The organism is Psychrobacillus sp. FSL W7-1457, from assembly GCF_038593405.1.
Taxonomy (GTDB): Bacteria; Bacillota; Bacilli; order Bacillales_A; family Planococcaceae; genus Psychrobacillus.
The window spans coordinates 2,249,506-2,266,801 of the sequence record NZ_CP151993.1 but is presented as its reverse complement, the minus strand read 5'-3'; the positions used below and the strand labels follow the sequence as shown (position 1 = coordinate 2,266,801).

Below are 17,296 nucleotides of genomic sequence, written 5' to 3'. Positions count from 1 at the left end.
CGATTCTTGCAGGATTTTTCTTCAGTCTCTCGAATTAATACTAAGTAGTAAGTAAAGATGGTGAAATCATGAATCGTATAGAAGAAGAAGTAATCGAACAAGTTAGAAATAATACAGACATTGTTGATGTTATCAGTGAATTTGTTCAGCTTACAAAGAGAGGTAGAAACTTTTTCGGCCTTTGTCCATTTCATGGTGAACAAACCCCATCTTTTTCTGTCACTCAAGAAAAGCAAATTTTTCATTGCTTTGGCTGTGGGGCTGGCGGAAATGTAATTACATTTTTAATGGACATTGAGAATCTCTCATTCCATGAAGCAGTTAGTAAACTAGGTAGCCGCCTTGGAATGCAGATTGAACATAAGGCAACCCAAAACTCTGAAGAGAAAGCACCGGTCTCCAAAGAAGTATCTCTTATGAAAAAAGCGCATGAATTTGCTAGCGAATATTTTCATCATCTTTTACTTCATACGGAGGAAGGAGAAAATGCATTACATTACTTACAAGAAAGAGGGTTTTCTACCGAACTCATCGAAAAGTATAAAATAGGATGGTCATTGCCTAGCTGGGATGCCCTAACTACCTTATTAGAGAGAAAAGGTATGGATTTGCAAGAAATTGAGAAAACTGGACTTATTATTAGAAAAGAAAATGAATTGAAGTATTTTGACCGCTTTCGTGGAAGAATTATGTTTCCTGTTTTCGACGAAACTGGCCATGTAGTTGCGTTCTCTGGAAGGATTCTTGGTAAGAAAGAAAATGAAGCCAAATATTTAAATAGTCCTGAATCTCCTATCTTTCAAAAAAGCCAGATACTCTATAACTTAGATAAAGCTAGACTAGACATTAGGAAAAAACGCAACGTGGTTATTTTTGAAGGCTTTTTAGATGTTATATCGGCGTCTAAAGCGGGTATAACAAATGGTGTTGCAACAATGGGAACAGCATTAACGTCTCAACATATAACCAAGCTGAATAGATTAACCTCCAATGTGACCCTTTGTTTCGATGGAGACAAGGCAGGGATGGAAGCGGCAAAAAGAGCAGCAATCTCTTTACAAGGGCAAAATATTCAGACAGAGGTTGCTATTATTCCGGATGCTATGGATCCAGATGATTATATTAAGAATTATGGGGAAGAAGCTTTTAAGGAGAAAATTATTGAAAAGCCCCATTCTTATCTTTCATTTATGATGATTGTTTCCAAAAGAGATAAGAATTTTAATAACGAAAATGATACCCTTCAGTATATTCAAGAAATATTGGAAATACTGAGTGAGAGAAGTTCTTCTGTAGAAAGGGATCTGTATATTCGACAGCTTTCTCAGGAAACAAATGTATCCGAAGAAGCTATCTATCAACATTTACGGAAAATACAGGGGAAAAAAGCAAGAGACACTAAAAGTAGTAATCATAGCAACAATTCAATTCCTTTAGCTGCTCCTCAAGAGCTGCCTAAAAAGAAACGAACCCTTTCAGCAGATGAAAGAGCAGAAAGAATATTATTAGCACATATGCTCCATAATCCGCAGGTAATTGACATTGCAATTAGAACTATAAGTGATGGCCCATGTTTTATAAGGGACGCATACGAAGCTGCGTACGTTCGTTTGATGGGGTATTACGAAGATTATCCAGAAGGTGACTATCAACGGTTTTTAGAAGTATTAAACGACGGTGAATTAAGGAAAATAGTAATGGAAGCTGCGCTCTCAGAACGTGATCCAGAACATGAAACTGAGGAAGTCATGGACTGTTTGCGCCATATTAGAAAATACCGGATTGAGCAGCAAATTGGGCAAAAGTTACATGAAGCTAAAGAGGCTGAAAAAATGACGGATATAACTAAAGCGCTAAAACTGGCACAAGAGGCCATTCAGTTAAAAAAATCTTTAGTAAATTTTCAATAATCATCCGGTAGTAAAAGGAGGAATTCTTATGGCGGACAAGTCTGAACGTACAAAAGAAACGGACATAGAATTATCATTATTAGAAGCAAAGAAACAACTGATTGAGTTAGGTAAAAAGAATGGTGAGGTAACTTATCATGATATAGCAGATAAATTAGCATCTTTCGATTTAGAATCAGACCAAATCGAGGAATTCATTGATCAGCTAGAAGGCAAGGGTATTGAACTTGGGCGTAAAGCTGGAGATGAGGAAGATTTAGATCGTTTGATGAAGGGTAAGGAAGAAGAAACTTTTGACCTAAATGATTTAAGTGTCCCCCCAGGTGTTAAAATCAACGATCCTGTACGTATGTACTTAAAAGAAATTGGTCGAGTAGATCTTTTAAAGGCATCAGAGGAGATTGCACTTGCTGAAAGAATAGAGCAAGGTGATGAAGAAGCCAGAAAACGTCTAGCAGAGGCGAATCTACGTCTAGTTGTAAGTATTGCGAAGCGATATGTTGGTCGTGGTATGCTTTTCTTAGATTTAATTCAAGAAGGAAATATGGGTCTTATTAAAGCAGTAGAGAAATTCGATCACAGAAAAGGTTTTAAATTCAGTACGTATGCAACTTGGTGGATTCGCCAGGCCATAACTCGTGCAATTGCAGACCAAGCAAGAACTATTCGTATACCAGTGCATATGGTTGAAACTATTAATAAGCTGATTCGTGTGCAACGTCAATTACTTCAAGACTTAGGCCGTGAGCCTTCTCCAGAAGAAATCGGAGAAGAAATGGATCTTCCAGCAGAAAAAGTTCGTGAAATTTTAAAAATTGCTCAAGAGCCTGTTTCCTTAGAAACACCTATTGGGGAAGAGGATGACTCACATTTAGGTGATTTTATTGAAGATGCCGATGCACAGTCACCATCTGATCATGCAGCATATGAGCTTCTTAAAGAGCAATTAGAAGATGTACTAGATACATTAACTGACCGTGAAGAAAATGTACTCCGTTTACGATTTGGTTTAGATGATGGACGTACAAGAACACTAGAAGAAGTAGGAAAAGTTTTTGGTGTTACTCGTGAACGTATTCGTCAAATTGAAGCGAAGGCTTTAAGAAAATTACGCCATCCTTCTAGAAGCAAGCGTTTAAAAGATTTCTTAGAATAATCAAGAGACATCCTGATAAAGGGTGTCTTTTTTACAGTATTTTTTAGTGCCTTATTTCTCCTGAAAAGAGGGATTACCCATCTCACTTTTCTTTTTATTTCAAGGTGTTCGTAAAAATGCACTTGAAACTAGCCGAAAAGATTAGTATAAAGAGATATAAGGGAAAAGAGGATGGATATGTCTATTCAACGAAAAAAAGTAATATTGAATGAAATTGCTTTTTGGAAGCAAAACAAGCTACTTCCCGAGCATTACTGTGATTTTCTTACAGCTCTTTATGCTCAAGGGGAAGGAGAGGGAACTGAAGTAATCAACGAAGGTATACTAGCAGAGGAAGCGAAAAAGTCAAAGCTGAAAGTAATCTCGGCTACTTCCGTTATAAGTCTCATTACTCTCGCACTTTTAGGCTCACTAGTTTTCATAACAACGGCCATTATAATACCTATTATTTTATCGGGACTTGCAATTCTAGTTTTTACGTACCTATCTATTAAAAAGTTTAGTAAAAGTTCAATCTTATCACCCTTGCTATTAGTATTTTCTGCGTTATTACTATTAGGAATTACTTTTAAAATATGGGAAGCCTTTTTCATAACGGAGCCTACTACACTAGTAATTATGATTGCAGTTAACTGCATATTATGGTTATTTTCTGGCTTACGATTGAAGCTAATTTATTTTACTATTTCCGGTATTGTGGGACTCTTGTTGATATTTATATACATCTCTATTACATTTTTTACATAGAATACAATTTTTAATGATTGAAATTTCACGTTACAAGTGGAATTTCATTTTTTTTTTGAGTTAATGAACCTACACATGCGCCTGAGCAATGGAATGATGGCTTATCGTGTGCTCCATAGAAAGCTGACTGGAGTGGAAATCAATTGTACTTTCTGTGAAATGTATGAAGTTTTTATATTTCTCTGTTGGAACTAAAAGATTAATAAAGAAAAATAGATTCAAATTCGTTTTAATATGATTATTTACATAATCTTTTGTATAATAAAAAAGTAAGCGTTTTTATTTACAAAGGGGATGGAATAAAATGAATTTTGATTTAACGCAGGAACACCAAATGATTCGTAAAACGATTCGAGAGTTTGCTAGTGAGGTTGTAGCTCCCGGAGCAATTGAGCGAGACAAAACGAAGGAATTTCCAAAAGATATCTTTAAACAGTTAGCCGACATGGGGATGATGGGCTTACCGTTTTCAGAGGAGTATGGTGGAGCAGGAGCTGATACAGTTAGCTTTGCTATTGTGACTGAAGAATTGAGTCGTGCCTGTGCATCAACTGGTATTACCTATTCAGCTCATATATCACTAGGCGGTGCACCGCTAAGCTTGTTCGGAACAGAAGAACAAAAACAAAAGTACTTAGTTCCAATTTGTACGGGAGAATCTTTAGGTGCTTTTGGATTAACGGAGCCCAATGCTGGATCGGATGCTGGGGGTACTCAAACAACTGCAAAAGAAGAAGGTAATGATTTTGTTATAAATGGAAGCAAGGCGTTTATTACAAACGCTAGTTATGCAAAACATCTTGCACTAACTGCTATCACTGGTATGTCAGATGGTAAAAAAGAGATTTCTGCTATTATAGTTCCAACTGATGCAGATGGTTTTACAGTAATTGATAACTATGAAAAAATGGGGTTAAATGCTTCCAACACCACTGAACTAGTAATAGAAAATGTTAGAGTACCTCAAGAAAACTTATTAGGTAAACGAGGAAATGGTTTTAGACAGTTTCTAGTTACATTAGATGGTGGAAGAATTGGAATAGGTGCAATGGCAGTAGGGATTGCTCAAGCTGCATTTGACCGAGCACTACAGTATTCCAAGGAACGTAAACAATTTGGAAAAACATTATCAGAGTTTCAAATTACACAGTTTAAACTAGCGGATATGGCAATGAAGATTGAATTAGCAAGAACAATGGTGCATAAAGCTGCTTGGTTAAAGGACCAAGGACGTCCGTTTGGTAAAGAAGCGTCTATGTGTAAACTATACGCTTCTGAAATCGCAATGGAGGTTGCTGATCAGGCGATTCAGATTCATGGCGGATATGGATATATGAAGGAATATGAAGTGGAACGCTATATGAGAGATGCAAAATTACTTGAAATTGGAGAAGGTACTTCCGAGGTCCAACGAATGGTAATAGCTAGACATATTGGTTGTTAAACATTAAAAATATGTCGATTTTGTCACAAAGCTTTAAAACTTTCTTCAATAACACTTTTCGTTTTCGACACAATGGAGTACAATATGAGTGTTGACTAATTCTATATTAGAAAAGAATGTATAAAAGAAGGAGGGTTAACTATGCAAAAGAATCCAATTATCCCATTTATACTTATTATGGCATTTGGTATCGGTTTAATTTTCTTCCTATCTATCGATGGAGTAGGTAATAAAGCAGAAATTGCTGAGTCACATGAAGGCGGAGAGTCCGCTGAAGGTGGAGAAGAAGCTACTGCTGGTGAATTCGATCCTGAAGCACTTGCTCAAGGAAAATGTATCAGCTGTCACGGTAACACTTATGAAGGCGGAATGGGACCATCTTTAGTTGGTCTTGAATTGTCTGAAGATGAAATTAAAGACATTTTAGCTAACGGTAAAGGTAGCATGATGCCTGGTGGTTTAGTACCAGAAGAAAACCTTGATGAAATGGCTGCTTGGGTCAAATCTCTAGGTGAATAAGATTTTAAGAAAAGACCTCTAGATTCTTTTTAAGAATCGAGGTCTTTTTTTATTTTTGTTATAATAATGGTGAGGTGTATAAAATGAATGCGAAAAACTTATCAGATAGACTGAAAATCGTAGCATCCTTTGTCGAACAGGATACAATTTTAGCGGATATAGGAAGTGACCATGCTTATCTTCCATGTTACTTGGTCCATCAATCCATAATCTCTAAAGCAATTGCTGGAGAGGTAGTAAAGGGACCATTTGAATCTGCAGTGAAGCAAGTGAAAAGTGAAGGCCTGGAAAAGCAAATTGAAGTGCGTTTTGGAGACGGACTGCAAGTGATTGAAGACGAGGACCAAGTGGGCACCGTTACAATTGCTGGGATGGGTGGTCCGTTAATTGCTTCCATACTAGAAGCAGGTAAGCATAAACTTACTAACGTTCACACGCTAATTCTTCAACCGAACATTCACGCAAAAGCAATTAGAGAATGGGCAATTAAAGAAGGCTGGAATATTGATCAAGAAACAATTTTGGAGGAGCATTCCAAAATTTATGAAGTAATTGTACTTAAAAAAGGAAATATGGTGCTTAATGAACAGGAGCTTTTATTAGGACCAATTTTAATGCAAAGCTGCACAAGTGTATTTCAGAAAAAATGGTCAGTCGAAATGAAAGAATGGGAAAGAATATTGACTCAATTAAAAAATATTCCACCATCTCCGGAAGTTTTACAAAAAGTAGAGGAAATAGAGAATAAAATCTCGTTAGTGAAGGAGCTGTTGTAAACATGAAGCAAACCAATGGACAACATCTTATTTCTATCTTTGAAGAATGGGCACCACGCTCCTTAGCGGTAGAGGGAGATTCGGTAGGCCTTCAAATCGGTAGATTAGATAAGCTTGTTACGAAGGTGCTTGTGACATTAGATGTGAACGACGAAGTGGTAGATGAAGCAATTGAGCAAGGGTGTCAGCTAATCATTGCTCATCATCCTCCTATTTACAGTAAGCTTAAGAATATACGTACAGATATGCCACAAGGACGTCTGTTTGAAAAACTGATTAAGCATGATATTGCTGTATACGCTGCTCATACGAATTTGGATATTGCCAGTGGAGGCGTTAATGATTTATTAGCTGAAGCACTGAAGCTAGAGAATATTTCTATATTAGAACCAACAACCTCCGAAAACTTAATGAAGCTTGAAGTATTCACTCCTAAAGAAGCTACTGAAACTGTTAGAAAGGCTCTAGCAGAGGCTGGAGCAGGTAATATAGGGGATTACAATAGCTGTAGCTTTACAACCTCTGGAGAAGGCCGTTTTAAGCCTGAGGAAAGTGCAGAGCCTTATATCGGGAAGGCAAATGAGTTAGCGGTTGTGCAAGAAGATAAAATAGAGGTAGTGCTACCGGCTTCAAAGAAAAATAAAGTATTAAGAGCATTGCTTAATAACCATCCATATGAAGAACCTGCATACAATATGATGAAGCTTGATACTAAGGTCAATGAAATGGGACTCGGAAGAATAGGGTTGTTACCAAACAAAGTTTCTTTGGCGGATTATGCAAATACCGTGAAATCATTGCTAAACGTGCCTTTTGTTCGAGTCGTTGGACCGCTAGATAAACCAGTTCAAAAGGTGGCAGTGCTAGGCGGAGACGGTAACAAATATATTTCGATTGCTAAAAGGGCAGGGGCAGACGTTTTTATAACGGGGGACTTATATTTTCATATTGCACAAGATGCATTAGCGATGGGACTTGCTGTTATTGATCCTGGCCACCATATAGAACAAATTATGAAAATTGGCGTTGCAAGATATATGCAAGCGGAGTGTCTAAATAAAAAACTGGACTGTGAATTCATCGCTTCTAAGATATCTACAGAACCTTTTAAACTTATTTAGCTAAAAAATAAAGCTTCGAAAATTTTACTATTAGTAAATTTTCGAAGCTTATTTTTAGAGTATCTTTTAAATCGACCTCTATATAATCAAGTTACTTTGTTAGTTAACTGTATAAGGCTCTATTCTAGTAACTGGTTTTGGAACTTTAATTTTTGGTAGAATTTTCTCAGGAAGCACTTTTTTCGTTGTATCATGAGTTGTAGGATCATTTGGATCGTATTTCTCTAGAAACTGTATAACTTCCTTTACTATTGGTGTTGGCGTAGAGGCTCCGGCAGTCACTGCTACATGAGTTACATTGTCCAGCCATTCTAGTTTAAGATCAGATATATCGCCAACTCGGTAAGATGGAGTTCCTGCAATTTCCTCTGAAACTTGTGTAAGTCTATTAGAATTGTTACTCATAGGGTCACCGACAACGATAAGTAGCTCTGCTTCTCCTGCTTGCTCTGCAACCGCTTCTTGTCTCACTTGAGTAGCAAGACAAATTTCTTTGTGTACCTCAATGTCAGGAAATTTCTCTTTTAGCTTCTCCATGAGATGAACAACATCCCATTGAGACATAGTCGTTTGATTTGTTACTAATAATTTTGTGTTAGAAAGGGAAAGACTTTCGATATCCTCATTTGTTTGGACAAGATGGACTTTAGTTGGGGCAACCCCGATCGCCCCTTCAGGTTCAGGGTGACCTTTTTTCCCGATATAAATAATATCATAGCCTTCTGCAGTTTTTTCTTTTATTAGATCATGGGTAACGGTAACATCAGGGCATGTGGCATCGATGGATACTAATCCTTTTTTGCGAGCTAATTCCTTTACCTCTGGTGAAACTCCATGTGCAGTAAAAATGACCGTTCCTGTATCGACCTTCGATAGAATATCTAAACGATTTTCTCCATCTAAAGTAATAATTCCATCCTGCTCAAATGCATCTGTTACATGTTTATTGTGAACAATCATTCCTAATATATAAATTGGACGTGGAAGAGATGAATCCATTGCTGCATTCCTTGCAATAACCATTGCATCCACCACACCATAACAATATCCTCTAGGCGAAATTTTTTGTACAATCATCTTTAAGAAACTCCCTTCAATACGAGCATACTCATATTATAGCGGAGGTACGAGATGATTACAAAATATTAAAATGGTGGCTGGAAAATTCTCGGTAAAGAAACACCGCCTGTAGAAGCTACCGTATTAGCTACTCGGGCAGCAGCCGGAGCTGCCGCTGAAGTTGCTGTAGTCGCAGTAGCCGCTGCTGTTGCTGCAGTTGCAGCGCTCGCTGCGGCACCTGCAGCAGGGGCAGCAGAGAATCCACGGTAAAGTCTTAATAGAGCAGGGACGTTTTGAAGCATTGGAGCCCATTGTTTAACCATAGGTGTAATTTGTTGTGCAGTATTTATAAACTTATCAGCTGTTTGCAAATAAGACATGGTTTTACTGCTTAATCCTCCAGTACTTGCTGCCGCTGCACCCGCTGCTGTAGTTGCGGCACCTGCCGTAGCGGCTCCTTGAGCGAATCCTTGCGGCCCAGGACCGAAATTAGGCGGGCCTCCTGGATTAAATCCTCCTGCACGTGGAGGGCCTTGACCAAAATCATTTGGAACCGGTGGACCTCCTTGGTTAAATCCACCAATTGGTGGAGTAGGAACAGCATCTGCAGAACCACCATTGCCTTGGAATTGTCTTATAAAATTTGAAATTGGTCCACTCGCTTGCCCACTTGGTGCTTGATTGAAATTAGGTGGAGGAGGGGGCGTGTTTTGGAAAGAATTTGGATTGCCAAAATTAGAGAAATTGTTTCTTCTCTGAGCAAATGGATAAAATGATTCATAGCGCAATTTATTTCTCATCTCCTTTCGAACAAACAGACTATTCTATTCTATGCAAATTATCGGTTTTATGTACAAATCGTGTTACAATATAGGTATGATAGGGAGGGACTAAAATGTCCAAATATACAGATTATAATTTTCAACCGTTTTTACTAGAAGCTATAAATAAATTAGGCTTCCAAGAACCAACACCAATTCAAAAAGAAATGATTCCACTAGTCTTAAAAGGTAAAAGTGCAATTGGTCAAGCGCATACAGGAACTGGGAAAACACATAGTTTCTTAATACCAATTGTTGAAAAAATTGATGCTAGTAAGCAAGCAGTTCAAGCAATAATTACTTCTCCGACTAGAGAGCTCGCAACTCAAATATATAAAGAGTTGAACAAGTTAATTGAAGGCACTGAAATCCAAACTAAGCTATTTATCGGAGGAACTGATAAAGCTCGTTCAATCGAAAAGTTAAAAACACAGCCTCAAATAGTCGTTGGTACTCCAGGTCGACTTCGTGATTTAACAGTTGAGCAGGCACTCTTAGTTCATACCGCAAAAATATTAGTGGTAGATGAAGCCGATCTTGCATTTGATTTAGGTTTTATCAATGAAATCGATCAGTTTGCATCAAAAATGCCAGATGAATTAGAAATGTTCGTATTCTCTGCGACGATACCAGAAAAATTACAACCATTCCTTAAGAAATACATGGATTCACCTGTGCATATTAAAATAGGCAATAAACGTGCGGTCGCTGATGGCATAGACTTTACTGTTGTTCCAGTGCGTAGTAAATCTCGTAAAAAAAGATTATTAGACGTTATTGAAGGTATTAATCCTTATTTAGCGATTATCTTTGCTAATACGAAACAGAATGCGGATGAAGTAGCACACTATTTACAAGGAAACGGCATAAAAGTTGGCGTTGTTCACGGAGATGTTTCTCCACGTGATCGTAAACGAGTGATGAAGCAAATTCACGAATTAGAATATCAATACATTGTGGCTACTGACTTAGCAGCTCGTGGAATCGATATTCCAGGAGTAAGCCATGTCATAAACTACGAAATACCTGATGACCTTGAATTTTTCATTCACCGAGTTGGTAGAACTGCCCGCGCAGGACTAACCGGAACAGCTATTACCTTATTTGAACCATCTGATGAAGATGCTTTAAACCGTATTGAAAAGATGGGGATTACATTTGAGCATAAAGATGTAAGTAATGGCGAATGGTCTGAATTGAAAGAGAGACATGCTAGAAAAAATAGAACTAAAGTCGAAAATGAGATAGATGCAAAAGCAAAAGCGTTGGTTAGAAAGCCTAAAAAGGTTAAACCAGGATATAAACGAAACATGAAATGGGAAATGGATAAAGTTAAGAAAAGAGAACGTCGCATCAAAAACCGTAAGAAATAAGGGGGAACTTCCATGCTACTAGGATCACATGTTTCCATGAGTGGAAAAGAAATGTTGCTAGCTTCTAGTAAAGAGGCAGCGTCGTACGGTGCCAATACATTTATGATTTATACAGGTGCACCACAGAATACACGCAGAAAACCAATAGATGAGTTAAACATTGAAGCTGGCCTTGCGCATATGAAGGAAAACGGCATAAATAATATTGTCGTTCATGCACCTTATATTATTAATTTGGGGAATACAACGAAGCCAGAAACGTTTGCTTTAGGTGTAGACTTTCTACAAAAAGAGGTAGAGCGCACTGCAGCTATAGGAGCTACACAAATCGTATTGCATCCTGGTGCACATGTTGGTGCTGGAGCTGATGCTGGTATACAAAAGATTATCGAAGGCTTAAACGAAGTATTAAGCTCTGATTATCCTGTTCAAATTGCTTTAGAAACAATGGCGGGAAAAGGCTCTGAATGTGGTAAGACTTTTGAAGAGCTTGCACAAATATTTGATGGTGTGAAAAATAATGATCGCTTGTCGGTTTGTATGGATACGTGTCATATCCATGATGCCGGATATGATGTTGTAAACGATTTTGATGGCGTCTTAAATCATTTTGATCGTTTGGTTGGAATTGACCGATTAAAAGTTCTACACATCAATGATAGTAAAAATATTTGTGGAGCAGCTAAAGATCGTCATGAAAACATAGGGTTTGGTGAAATTGGCTTTGAGGCATTGCAATATGTAGTGCATCATCCACAGCTGATAAATATCCCTAAAATTTTAGAGACTCCTTTCGTTGGTGTGGATGCCAAATCAAAGAAAGCTCCATATAAAATGGAGATTGAGATGCTACGCTCGAAAACTTTTGACCCAAATGCATTAGATCTACTAACTGTTTAAATAGATTCAATTATTTAGGACCCTCTCTTTTCATTGAAAAGAAGAGGGGCCTTTTTCTTTCAATTGCTCGTATAAAGCAATTGCACGTTTTTCTCCTAAAATGCTTATAAGTTTTTGTTGAATAGCATTAGGCACACCTAAAACCAACCAAGTAATAGATATTTCTTGCAGTAAGGGATAGACGCCCTCTATTTCTTTATCTGATAATTTCACATCAAACCCTTTGAGTATTTTCTTAAACTCTTTTTTTGAACAGGTTTGTAGCTGAATAATAAACTTAGCAATATCCACTAGAACATCCTTTCAAGCATTTTTATTTACACTATACGATTTATCCTCTATACTTTTATTTTGTAAATCGTAATCATTCTTAATTAGAATAGAGGAAACAAATTGGCCTTACCATTAATTCAATTACATAATATTTCATACAAGTATGAACAAACACAAGCCTTAATCGATATCAATTTAGTTATTAAGGAAGGCGATTTTCTAGCTATTATCGGTCCCAATGGCTCTGGGAAATCAACCTTATTAAAGATAATGTTGGGCTTATTGAAGCCATCAAACGGAAATGTACTTCTCTTTGGAAAGCCGGCTAATCAGTTTAAGGAAAGAGAATGGATCGGATATGTTTCTCAAAAGTCCAATTCATTCAATACTGGATTTCCAGCAACCGTTAGTGAAGTTGTTAGAAGTGGAGTTGTTAAACAAATAGGTCTGTTTAAGCGTTTTCCGGATGATGTTAAAATACAAGTTCGTCAAGCATTAAAAGCAGTAGGAATGGAAGACTTCGCTCAAAAAAATATTGGAGAGCTTTCTGGAGGCCAGCAACAGCGCGTATTTATCGCAAGGGCTTTGATAAGTAATCCAAAAGTGTTAATACTAGACGAGCCTACCGTTGGAATTGATAGTAAAAATGTTCGTTCATTTTATAATATGTTAGTACATTTAAATCGTGAACATAACATTTCCATCGTATTAGTTACACATGATGTAGACGCAGTATCAACAAGTATTAGCCATGTTGCTTGCCTAAATCAGAGAATTCATTTTCACGGCTTTAAAAAAGATATGGAATCAATGAGCGAAGAACAATTAGAATCGTGGTACGGTCATTCGGTCCGTAAAGTAGAACACCAGGGTGAGGTACAGTCATGATAGAGTCTATTTTTCAGTATGAGTTTTTACAAAATGCATTTGCTTCCGGGTTGATTATTGGAATTATTGCTCCATTATTAGGTGTGTTTATTGTTGTCAGAAGATTATCCTTAATCGCTGATGCACTGAGTCATGTAACACTTGCCGGAATAGCAGGCAGTCTTTACCTGAGTCAATCTGTAGGAGCACTTGCGCTACTAAACCCATTATATTTAGGCATTGTGGCTTCTGTTACTGGTTCTCTTTTTATAGAGAGGCTTCGTCGTTTATATAAGCACTATGAAGAATTAGCGATTCCAATCATTATGTCGGCAGGTTTAGGCTTTGGTGCCATATTTATCTCCTTAGCCGAAGGGTTCAGCTCTGACCTGTTTAGTTATTTATTTGGCTCGGTGTCTGCTGTTAGTAGACAAGATCTTTGGATAGTTATTTGTATAGCAGCGGTTGTCTTCTTGTTTTTAGGATTATTGTTTAAAGAACTATTTGTACTATCATTTGATGAAGAGTATGCAAAGGCATCTGGCCTTCCTGCTAAGTGGATTCATATGCTATTCATGATAGTCACAGCTCTAGTAATAGCTGCCTCTATGCGAATTGTGGGAATCTTACTTGTTTCCTCTTTAATGACCTTACCTGTAGCAGCTGCTATGAGATTGTCAAAAAGCTTTAAACAGGCGCTCATTCTTTCAGTAGTATTTGGTGAGTTAGCTGTCCTTATCGGATTAGTAAGTGCATTTTACCTTGATTTAGCCCCGGGAGGTACCATTGTAGTTACATCTATTGTCATTTTACTTGGAGCTATTTTTGTTAAAAAGAAGGGTAGAAAGGGAGCGGTGGCAACGTGAATATAGATAAAGCATGGGATATTCTTAAAAAAGAGGGTTTTAAAAAAACAGACAAGCGAGAACAAATTCTTGATATTTTTTCTAAAACAACCAAGTATATTACCGCTAGAGATATATTAGACGTCATGATGGAGGAGCATCCAGGCATGAGCTATGATACTATTTACCGTAATCTTAGTACTTTTGTTGAGCTTGGTATTTTAGAAGAAACAGAGCTTGCCGGCGAAAAGAACTTTCGTATGCAATGTGAAGTAGACCATCACCACCATCATTTTATTTGTTTGAAATGTGGCAACATTAAAGAAATAAATTATTGCCCGATGGAAACGCTCCAAAATTCGATTCCTGGATATGAAATTGAAAATCACAAGTTCGAGATTTACGGCAACTGTCCAGAGTGTCATTAAAAATCACAAAAATAGTAGTTAAATAAAAGACATGAAATCAACAATGATTTCATGTGTTTTTATTTTGGCTATGTTAAAGTGATTGGTTGATTTTGACTAAAAATTTCTTTCTTATAGTGACTGTAAACATTAAAAAAGTGACGTTCAAATGACTAAAGAACATAAATAGATTTTGAATTGTGGTTGGTGACTGTTTTTTGGCTTTGTTTATGCGAGTAATTTAAGAACTTTATGGATGCAGTACAGCCTTTTCCATTTATTGATTGGAGCACCAGACGGCGACTCCAGCGGGATGAGGGAGACAGATAAGACATCACAACCACGCGCGCTAGCGATGGGTGATGGCTTATCGCTCACCCCGCGGAAAGCGTCCGGCTAGCGCGGAAATCAATGCTACTTTCTGAATTGATCATAGATATCAACCCTACCCTTTAACATAGCCTTTATTTTTTAAAGGTGACTAATTTGTATTAAAAATTTCTCTATTCTTATGGTTTCATTTTACTTGAGGAGACTTTTGTTCAAGTCTCCTTTTTTATTTGGCTATGTTAACGGCGCAAATATTTAACACTTACTTACGCTTTAAAATTTATTAGCTGCTAATTCCTACAGAAGTGTTTTCATACGAGCTGTCAGTTAACGCCTTGTAGATAAAATCAGCTACATCTGCTCTTGAAATTGATTTTCCGGAACTAGGAACGCTTGTAGCAGACTCTTTATAATCCCCTGTAAATGCTTTGTCCGTTAATCCCATAGGTCTTACAATCGTATACGTTAAATTATTAGATTTGATATATTCAATCGCATTCTTATGATCGGCTAACACGTTACCAAGCATCTTCATCATCATCTTGCCCATTAACCCAGGTATTTCATTTTCTACACCTGCTGAAGCAGTGTAAACAATGCGGCTTACATTATTTGCTACCATTCCATCTACTACGTTTTTCATCATATTCTCTAGCTGCGTAGATTTTTTCATTCCGGTAGTGGAGCCTAAACACGAAACAACGGCATCTTTTCCGTTTATAGCAGCTTCGACAGCCTGCTTGTCAAAAGCATCTCCTTGAATAATAGTTAGATTATCGTGATTGATATCTAGCTTGGAAGGTGTACGAATATAAGCAGTGACAGAATGGCCGTTGTCTAATGCTAATTTAGTAAAATGTTTACCTACTCCACCGCTAGCTCCAAATATAATAATGTCCATTCGTAATTCCTCTTTTCATTTGTTTTGGTTAATGTTTTGCTTTTTGTAGGACGATCTTTTGCAAAGTCATGAAGTTGGTTTATATCTAAAAAAAGGAGGTAACCCTTAACAGGTTACCCCTTCAACTTTTTATTTAATTGTCATCGAAAATTCCTTTTCAATCCAATTGTTAGCCTCAATCCAGTTATTCACTCGAATGACTCCCTTAGGAGCTGGCTGCTGGTTATATGGGGTATTGAACAATAATACAGGTATATCTAGCTCTTCATTTATTTCAACAGCATTGTCATGCTTATCTTCGAAGAATACATGAACCCTATGCTTTCTTGCAGTTTCAATTTTGTTATGCGTACCAATCAATTCGATATGGTCATATAGGAGCTCTTGCTCTTTAAACCAGTTTAGCGTTACATCCATCACGTTTTCTCCACGAGCTGAGATGAAGTATAGCTCATACTTTTCCTTCCATGCTGATAAAACAGCTTTCGCATCAGCCTGGATAGGGGATGTAGCGTAAATGACTGGCTCAGAGGATTTAAACCATTCATAAAATTCCTTTTGGTCTACTTCAAAAGCTTTAGTTAAGTCATATTCTTTAATATCCTCTAATTGCAAGTTGCATTTAAATGCTTCATTTATATGAGGTAGCAAAGAAGTAGGGCAAGTTACTGTCCCATCTATATCAATGCCGAAACGTACATTCGTCATTTATATCTCTCCTTAAGCTTGTTGAGCTTCAATTTCCTTTTGTTGCTTTTCTAACTCTTGTTTCGCAAAATATTCAGCTGCGATTTTATCAATTTCAATCTTCAGTTCATCTACCATAGTTTCCTCTGGCACTTTGCGAACTATTTTTCCTTTACGGAACAATAGACCTTCGCCACGTGCACCAGCAATTCCGATATCAGCTTCACGAGCTTCTCCAGGACCGTTTACTGCACAGCCTAGTACTGCTACTTTAATAGGTGCTTTAATATGGGAGATATACTCTTCCACTTCATTTGCAATAGAAATTAAGTCGATTTCAATACGTCCACATGTAGGGCAAGAAATTAATGTAGCCGCATTAGAAGAAAGACCAAATACTTTTAGCAGCTCACGAGCTACTTTTACTTCCTCCACTGGGTCTGCACTTAACGATACACGTAATGTGTTTCCGATACCCATGGCTAAGAGTGTTCCTAGGCCGGCAGCACTCTTAATAGATCCAGCGAACAAAGTTCCTGACTCAGTAATCCCTAAGTGTAATGGATAATCAAATGCCTCAGAAGCCTTGCGATATGCTTCGATCGCAAGATTAACATCAGAAGCCTTCATCGAAACGATAATATCATGAAAATCCAAGTCTTCTAGGATTTTAATATGGTGTAGAGCACTTTCTACCATACCGTCTGCAGTAGGATAGCCATATTTCTCTAAGATTTTTTTCTCTAATGAACCTGCATTAACTCCAATACGAATTGGAATACCTTTTGCTTTAGCGGCATTAACTACAGCTTCTACTTTTTCTTTACGCCCGATGTTACCTGGGTTAATACGAATTTTATCGGCACCTTGCTCGATTGCAATTAGTGCTAATTTATAATCAAAATGGATGTCCACTACTAATGGAATATTAATACGTTTTTTTATCTCGCCGATCGAATAAGCAGCACGTTCATCTGGACAAGCTACACGAACAACCTGACAACCAGCTTCCTCTAAACGTAATATTTCAGCTACGGTTGCTTCCACATCATGTGTTTTAGTTGTTGTCATACTTTGAATAAAAAGTTCGTTACTGCCACCTATAGTTAAGTTTCCAACTCGTACAGGACGAGTTTTGGAACGATGAATTATTTCACTCA

The 17,296-nt window shown here is 37.5% G+C and carries 18 protein-coding genes; 12 read left to right on the top strand and 6 right to left on the bottom strand.

Features of this window, described 5'->3' with window-relative positions; all coding sequences use genetic code 11:
- Positions 1-68 precede the first annotated feature (68 nt).
- From dnaG to NSQ95_RS11005, 7 genes are all read left to right on the top strand, one after another.
- Positions 69-1,910 (top strand): DNA primase, encoded by a 1,842-nt coding sequence (dnaG, locus tag NSQ95_RS11035; RefSeq protein WP_340883220.1) that lies wholly within the window; start codon positions 69-71, stop codon positions 1,908-1,910.
- A gap of 28 nt (positions 1,911-1,938) precedes the next feature.
- Positions 1,939-3,066: an RNA polymerase sigma factor RpoD gene (gene rpoD / locus NSQ95_RS11030; RefSeq protein ID WP_169358075.1), complete on the top strand. Its 1,128-nt coding sequence runs from the start codon at positions 1,939-1,941 to the stop codon at positions 3,064-3,066.
- A 177-nt stretch (positions 3,067-3,243) separates the two neighbouring features.
- Positions 3,244-3,813, top strand: coding sequence for a hypothetical protein (locus tag NSQ95_RS11025; RefSeq protein ID WP_340883221.1), 570 nt, complete (start codon positions 3,244-3,246; stop codon positions 3,811-3,813).
- Between the two features lie 304 nt (positions 3,814-4,117).
- The gene (locus NSQ95_RS11020) at positions 4,118-5,257 is read left to right on the top strand and encodes an acyl-CoA dehydrogenase family protein (protein ID WP_340883222.1); all 1,140 of its coding nucleotides are present in this window, start codon (positions 4,118-4,120) and stop codon (positions 5,255-5,257) included.
- Between the two features lie 141 nt (positions 5,258-5,398).
- Complete coding sequence (gene cccA / locus NSQ95_RS11015) at positions 5,399-5,776, top strand: cytochrome c550 (RefSeq protein WP_340883223.1); 378 nt, start codon at positions 5,399-5,401, stop codon at positions 5,774-5,776.
- Between the two features lie 83 nt (positions 5,777-5,859).
- Positions 5,860-6,552: a tRNA (adenine(22)-N(1))-methyltransferase TrmK gene (locus tag NSQ95_RS11010; protein ID WP_342559646.1), complete on the top strand. Its 693-nt coding sequence runs from the start codon at positions 5,860-5,862 to the stop codon at positions 6,550-6,552.
- A 2-nt stretch (positions 6,553-6,554) separates the two neighbouring features.
- Positions 6,555-7,673 (top strand): Nif3-like dinuclear metal center hexameric protein, encoded by a 1,119-nt coding sequence (locus tag NSQ95_RS11005; protein ID WP_340883225.1) that lies wholly within the window; start codon positions 6,555-6,557, stop codon positions 7,671-7,673.
- 99 nt (positions 7,674-7,772) lie between these two features.
- Here NSQ95_RS11005 and NSQ95_RS11000 read toward each other — a convergent pair whose 3' ends face one another.
- Both NSQ95_RS11000 and vrrA read right to left on the bottom strand, forming a co-directional pair.
- Positions 7,773-8,750, bottom strand: a complete 978-nt coding sequence (locus NSQ95_RS11000) for a 4-hydroxy-3-methylbut-2-enyl diphosphate reductase (protein ID WP_340883226.1) — start codon at positions 8,748-8,750, stop codon at positions 7,773-7,775.
- A gap of 68 nt (positions 8,751-8,818) precedes the next feature.
- Positions 8,819-9,520, bottom strand: a complete 702-nt coding sequence (gene vrrA / locus NSQ95_RS10995; protein ID WP_340883227.1) for a VrrA/YqfQ family protein — start codon at positions 9,518-9,520, stop codon at positions 8,819-8,821.
- Positions 9,521-9,627: 107 nt separating this feature from the next.
- On the opposite strand from vrrA, the gene NSQ95_RS10990 reads away from it, so the two are divergent.
- Together NSQ95_RS10990 and NSQ95_RS10985 are read left to right on the top strand one after the other, a co-directional pair.
- Positions 9,628-10,926 (top strand): DEAD/DEAH box helicase, encoded by a 1,299-nt coding sequence (locus NSQ95_RS10990; protein ID WP_340883228.1) that lies wholly within the window; start codon positions 9,628-9,630, stop codon positions 10,924-10,926.
- A gap of 12 nt (positions 10,927-10,938) precedes the next feature.
- Complete coding sequence (locus NSQ95_RS10985) at positions 10,939-11,826, top strand: deoxyribonuclease IV (protein ID WP_340883229.1); 888 nt, start codon at positions 10,939-10,941, stop codon at positions 11,824-11,826.
- A gap of 30 nt (positions 11,827-11,856) precedes the next feature.
- Here NSQ95_RS10985 and NSQ95_RS10980 read toward each other — a convergent pair whose 3' ends face one another.
- Entirely contained in the window at positions 11,857-12,117 is a 261-nt protein-coding gene (locus tag NSQ95_RS10980; RefSeq protein ID WP_169358085.1) for a hypothetical protein, read from the bottom strand.
- A gap of 102 nt (positions 12,118-12,219) precedes the next feature.
- On the opposite strand from NSQ95_RS10980, the gene NSQ95_RS10975 reads away from it, so the two are divergent.
- The 3 genes from NSQ95_RS10975 to NSQ95_RS10965 are packed head-to-tail and all read left to right on the top strand — an operon-like array spanning position 12,220 to position 14,239.
- Positions 12,220-12,987, top strand: a complete 768-nt coding sequence (locus tag NSQ95_RS10975) for a metal ABC transporter ATP-binding protein (RefSeq protein WP_169358086.1) — start codon at positions 12,220-12,222, stop codon at positions 12,985-12,987.
- Positions 12,984-13,832: a metal ABC transporter permease gene (locus NSQ95_RS10970; protein WP_298472822.1), complete on the top strand. Its 849-nt coding sequence runs from the start codon at positions 12,984-12,986 to the stop codon at positions 13,830-13,832. The genes NSQ95_RS10975 and NSQ95_RS10970 overlap by 4 nt, the downstream gene beginning before the upstream one ends.
- Positions 13,829-14,239 (top strand): Fur family transcriptional regulator, encoded by a 411-nt coding sequence (locus tag NSQ95_RS10965; RefSeq protein WP_169358088.1) that lies wholly within the window; start codon positions 13,829-13,831, stop codon positions 14,237-14,239. The genes NSQ95_RS10970 and NSQ95_RS10965 overlap by 4 nt, the downstream gene beginning before the upstream one ends.
- 592 nt (positions 14,240-14,831) lie before the next feature.
- Here NSQ95_RS10965 and NSQ95_RS10960 read toward each other — a convergent pair.
- From NSQ95_RS10960 to ispG, 3 genes are all read right to left on the bottom strand, one after another.
- Complete coding sequence (locus NSQ95_RS10960) at positions 14,832-15,449, bottom strand: NAD(P)-binding oxidoreductase (protein WP_340883230.1); 618 nt, start codon at positions 15,447-15,449, stop codon at positions 14,832-14,834.
- Positions 15,450-15,578: 129 nt separating this feature from the next.
- Positions 15,579-16,157, bottom strand: a complete 579-nt coding sequence (locus tag NSQ95_RS10955) for a hypothetical protein (RefSeq protein ID WP_340883231.1) — start codon at positions 16,155-16,157, stop codon at positions 15,579-15,581.
- A gap of 12 nt (positions 16,158-16,169) precedes the next feature.
- Positions 16,170-17,288, bottom strand: a complete 1,119-nt coding sequence (ispG, locus tag NSQ95_RS10950; protein WP_251555618.1) for a flavodoxin-dependent (E)-4-hydroxy-3-methylbut-2-enyl-diphosphate synthase — start codon at positions 17,286-17,288, stop codon at positions 16,170-16,172.
- Positions 17,289-17,296 lie beyond the last annotated feature (8 nt).